Below are 2,315 nucleotides of genomic sequence, written 5' to 3'. Positions count from 1 at the left end.
GCAGAACTTCTCTACCCCAGCTTTGCGCCGTTTGTTACCGCCTGCTCGGGCACGGCCAGCACCACCTCGCCGCTCTCACGATAGAACCCGCATACCAGGAACTCCGACTTCATCGGGCCGATCTGCTTGACCGGGAAGTTGACCACCCCGATGATTTGGCGGCCAAGGAGCTCTTCCTTGGTATAGAGGTCGGTTATCTGGGCGCTGGATCGCCTCAGGCCGATCTCGCCGCCGAAGTCAGCGGTTACCTTGTAGGCGGGCTTTCGTGCTTCGGGGAAATCCTCGACAGCTACGATGGTGCCTGCTCGTAGTTCCACTTGCTCGAAGTCACTCCAACTGATGGTTTTCACTGTTCCTCCTTGTATGCACTCCCCATAGAAGCAATCCACCCTGTCCCCCCTTTATCAAGGGGGGGACGCTGTGCGGAAGATGATTGCGGATCGAATTTGGTTTTCTATCATGGCTTGATAATTCGTGGCAAAGGGAAACGTCCTTGGAACCTCACCCCAACCCTCCCACGCAGGGGGAGGGAGAGTTTGGGGTGGCTGAACTAAGTTGCCTAAGCATGTCACGACGGTCATGCACAGGTTTGGTCAATGAGGAGGTAAGAGTTAGAAGTTTTCATAACGGCAACAATTCGTTCAATTTGATCGACAAAGCCGTTGACGTAGCGGGATTTGCGGTGTTATTCTCACCCGTTTCAATTTTTATTCCTCACCGTGCAGAGTTTCCACTCAGCCGGCTGGAAAATACAATGACAATAGGAGTCGCCCTGTGAAAAGAAGAATCTCTTTGGCCTCAGCAGTACTAGCGGTTGCCCTCTCGGTTTCCTCGGTCTTCGCAGCCCCTGCCCCCCCCCTGATCGGCGTGTCGAAGATCGTCTCGCACCCCGCCCTCGATGCCGTTGAGAAGGGTCTCCAGGACGAACTGGCCTCCCTCAAGGTGAACGCGCAGTTCGACCTGCAGAACGCCAACGGCGACTCCAACACCGCCGCCTCCATCGCCAATAAGTTCAAGTCCGAAAATGTAGCCGTGGCTGTCGGCATCGCTACCCCGACCGCCCAGGCTCTGGTGAACACCCTGAAGACCACACCGGTCGTCTTCTCGGCGGTCACCGATCCGGTCAAGGCCGGGCTGGTAAAATCCGTCAGCAAGGGGAGCAAACATGTGACCGGGGTCTCCGACATGACTCCGGTGAAACAGCAGATCGAGCTGCTACTTAAGATGAAGAAGGTGAAGAGGCTGGGCCACATCTACACCAGCTCGGAGGAAAATGCCGTGGTGCTCGCCGGCGTGGTGAAACAGGCGTGCAAGGACCTCCACATCGAGTTCGTGGAGACTACCGTCTCCAAGTCCTCCGAGGTGAAAGAGGCGATGCAGTCCATCATCAGAAGGGTTGACGCCGTCTACATCAGCACCGACAACACCGTGGTCTCCGCCATGTCCGCCGTTACCGACGTGGCCATGAAGAACAAGGTGCCGGTCATGTCCGCTGATCCCAGCTCCGCCGAAAAGTTCCCGGTGCTCGCCGCCTGGGGCTTCGACTACTACAAGATGGGCCGGGTCACCGGCAAGATGGTTGCCGAGATCCTGAAAGGTAAGCACCCGGAGCAGATGCCGACCCGCTTCATGACCAAGGCATCGGACGTGGACCTGCTGATCAACCTGGACGTGGCCAAGAAACTTGGTCTTACCGTGCCTCAGGACCTGGTGAAGAGCGCCAACAAGGTGGTCCAGAACGGGAAGGTCGTGGCGAAGAAGTAACACTCAAAGCAAATCCCCCCTGTCCCCCCTTTATCAAGGGGGGGACCTCTTCGCGAGATCAGCGCTCATCATGTGACGAAGACGCCATAGCGAGGATGATCTCATCTGCCTGAAAGGATCGAAGGGAAGTTTCTTTATGATTGAAGGTATTTTCGTAGAAGGTCTCATTTACGGCATCATGGTGCTCGGGGTGTTCATCACCTTCCGGGTGCTCGACTTCCCCGACCTCACGGTGGACGGCTCGTTCCCGCTGGGCGCCGCCATCATGGCTACCTGCCTGCTTGCCGACGTGAACCTCTGGCTGGCGCTTTTGCTCGCCTTCGTGGGGGGTGCACTGGCCGGCTATGTGACGGCGCTGATCCACAACCACCTCAAGGTGCCGAACCTGCTGGCCGGTATCCTCACCATGACCATGCTCTACTCGGTCAACATCCGGGTGCTGGGCAACCGCGCGAACGTGCCGCTCCTCAACCACGACACCGTGCTCACCCTGATATCCTCCAAGCTTGAGGGGATCGTCCCCGAGGAGTACCAGGTGCTGGTCTTCTTCG

The 2,315-nt window shown here is 57.5% G+C and carries 3 protein-coding genes; 2 read left to right on the top strand and 1 reads right to left on the bottom strand.

The features are described from left to right. Nucleotides 1-11: 11 nt before the first annotated feature. A complete protein-coding gene (locus VJ604_RS13140) occupies nucleotides 12-350 on the bottom strand; it encodes a tRNA-binding protein (protein WP_324083237.1) in 339 nt (112 codons plus the stop codon). Between the two features lie 424 nt (nucleotides 351-774). Here VJ604_RS13140 and VJ604_RS13135 point away from each other — a divergent pair, with 424 nt between their 5' ends. Beyond that, nucleotides 775-1,764 carry an ABC transporter substrate-binding protein gene (locus VJ604_RS13135; protein ID WP_324083234.1) on the top strand — a complete coding sequence of 330 codons (990 nt, stop codon included), beginning with the start codon at nucleotides 775-777 and terminating at the stop codon, nucleotides 1,762-1,764. A gap of 136 nt (nucleotides 1,765-1,900) precedes the next feature. Continuing rightward, nucleotides 1,901-2,315: ABC transporter permease subunit (locus VJ604_RS13130; protein WP_414652437.1), on the top strand; the 415-nt coding region annotated here is incomplete at its 3' end.

Source organism: Geomonas sp. (genome assembly GCF_035254065.1).
Taxonomy (GTDB): domain Bacteria; phylum Desulfobacterota; class Desulfuromonadia; order Geobacterales; family Geobacteraceae; genus Geomonas.
Note: the sequence above shows the minus strand (reverse complement) of the source record. Positions and strands in the feature narration are given on the sequence as shown.